The sequence below is a fragment of the Pseudophaeobacter sp. 1A16562 genome, from assembly GCF_041008785.1.
GTDB lineage: Bacteria > Pseudomonadota > Alphaproteobacteria > Rhodobacterales > Rhodobacteraceae > Phycobacter > Phycobacter gallaeciensis_A.
In genome coordinates this window covers 1-2,328 of record NZ_JAXGFT010000039.1, presented here as the reverse complement: position 1 = coordinate 2,328, position 2,328 = coordinate 1, and the positions used below count along the sequence as shown (strand labels likewise).

Here is a 2,328-nt window from a genome sequence, read left to right as displayed (position 1 = left end):
GGACGCTTGAGCAATTTGAGGGCTCCGCGCCCGGCGCGCTTGCCCAATCAGACGACGGAGAATATGAAAACCAGACCCGCAGACTCTCGTTATGAATAAGGGAGCCTCGGGGGGCAGGTCACCCAGGGCACTATGTGGTCGTTTCGTGTTGTAGTGTTTCCTCCACTGTTCGATCAGGGTCTCCGCTTCCCGGAGGCTGTAGAAGGCTTCCCCGTTCAGCAGTTCATCCATTGCCCGTCAGGCGCATGCAACGCATGCTGCCGAGAGGGGTGGAACCGGGGTTAAAGCTTTCGCAGTAGCCATTCTCCCAGGGTGACCCGGATTCGATGTAAGCGGTCTTGGCGCCGACGGCCTTGATCCAATCCTGGACGGCCTGAGCTACGAACTAAGGGCCGTTGTCGGACCGGATGTAAACCGGGACGCCTCGCATGATGAACAGATCGCTCAAGGCGTCGATCACGTCACCCGAGTTCAGCTTGCGTTTCACCTTGATCGCCAGGTTGCAGAGCCGCAGGTCCGCATCTCCGTGTTCAACGGCTATACCGCGCTCGGCGTACCTGTCACGCAGCCCGTGGAATAAGTCCGTCCGGGGAAACGGGCACTGCGGTCAGAACCTGATTTGTGCAACAACGCCCCTTGTAGGATGCTACACCTTTTCACTGACTACCTGGTCATGTGGACTAAGCCCCCCGCGACTGCGGGGGGCCTTGGTGCTGGTCGTGTCAATCAAACAAAGATCACATCATCGTCAAGGAATTCTGCACTGCTCAAGTTGTTGATCTTGATGACAGTGGTGATCGACGGATCCGCAAAGCTGACATACAGATCACTGCCCATGTCGGTCAGTACAAGATTTGCAAAGCCCGTGCCATCTGGCATCCCTGTTGTCTCAATTTCGATCAGATCGCTTTCATCTGTAAAGTCTGAGACTGTATCAGAACCGGTTGCGGCATCGAATACGAATGTGTCCGCACCATTGCCGCCTGTGAGCGAGTCATTTCCTGCTCCGCCTTCGATCCTGTCGTCGCCGCCGGAACCGTCGATCATGTCGTCCCCGGCAAGCCCCAATATGGTTTCTCCAGAAGTGCTTCCTAGGAAAATATCGTTCCCTTGGGTTAGAACGGTCTCTGCTACGTCTGGCGGAACCGATAGGGTTTGGGAGTAGACTTCCCCTTTGTATTCCCAGGTCACGACCAATTGCCCGCTGGCCAGTTGGTCAAGATCAGAGGTGAAATTGGCCCCATTGCTGGTGGAAAGAGAGGTTTTAATGGTCGTAACTTCGGTCAATGAATTGCCCGCCTCATCGAAGGATTGAACGTACAAGTCTCCGTCGCTTCTATGCCAAGCAACCGCAACACCGCCGCCCAATAGCGAAATAGCCTGCCATTCCGCTCCCATATCTGTCATAGTGGCACCAGTCGCCAACGTCCCTTCACCGCCGGAGGGTGTTCCGTCACTATAGTACTTTTGAAACCGCAGTTGGTCCGGCGATCCATCGTGTTTCCAAAGCACCATGAAGCCACCGTCCTGAAGGGTGACCAGCCGCGAATGTTCTTGGTCATCAGCCGTTGTTGTGTTGACATGGAAATCATCACCAACAGGCGTGCCTACAGAGTCAAACATCTGCCCAAAAATGCCGCCATAAGAGTCAGCGCCGGAAACTCCTTTGGTGGCGGTCCAGGTGACGACATACCCGCCGGTATCCAAAGCCAGAACATCCGGAACGGTTTGATTGTTTGAAATAGGACTCGGCACCCGGATTGGCCCTGAAATGGGGTCTCCGGCCTGATCGTAGTGGGTTATCGCATTGCCGGCAGAGTCGAATTGCTGAAGGTAGACACTGCGTTTGCTACTACTAGAATGATATTCATACCATACGGCCACGAAGCCGCCGTCTGCCAGCGCGGTGATTTCGGGTGTTTTGGCGTAATTGGCGGTGGTGTCGGCCGGGGTGATCAGATCATCGTCATTGCCAGCGACTGGGTTGCCATTGGCGTCCAAAATGCGGCCCCTAACCTCACCCGTACCATTGGAATTGCCCGACATCCAGATGACGAGAATACGCCCGTCGCTTAGAACGGTGGCCTCAGGCTGCGTCTGCGCATCGGTCTCGACGGTGTTGATCTGATAGATCGCTCCGGTCTCTACACCGTTTGCATCATAGCGCTGCGCCCAGATCCCATAGTTGTCGCCCGCATCCGCCTGCACAAAGAACAGCACCCGCCCGCCATCGGCCGTCACCGATAGCGCAGGGTCAGAGGCCACCAGCGTGGTTGGTACCAGCTGTTGCGGTCCATCCAGATCCGCCAGGGCGGGGGGCGCATCGAT

At 56.2% G+C, this 2,328-nt stretch carries 1 protein-coding gene and 2 pseudogenes; 1 reads left to right on the top strand and 2 read right to left on the bottom strand.

Translation table 11 applies throughout. From position 1 onward, the window contains the following. Nucleotides 1–108: 108 nt before the first annotated feature. Nucleotides 109–499 (bottom strand): annotated as a pseudogene (locus SM764_RS22530) (integrase core domain-containing protein); the annotation flags it as partial. Between SM764_RS22530 and SM764_RS22625 the strand changes: the two are divergent. Further along, a pseudogene (locus SM764_RS22625) lies at nucleotides 476–580 on the top strand (IS5/IS1182 family transposase); the annotation flags it as partial. The pseudogenes SM764_RS22530 and SM764_RS22625 overlap by 24 nt on opposite strands. A gap of 146 nt (nucleotides 581–726) precedes the next feature. Here SM764_RS22625 and SM764_RS22525 read toward each other — a convergent pair. Further along, a partial coding sequence (locus SM764_RS22525) for a calcium-binding protein (protein WP_369002865.1) occupies nucleotides 727–2,328 on the bottom strand: 1,602 nt, incomplete at its 5' end.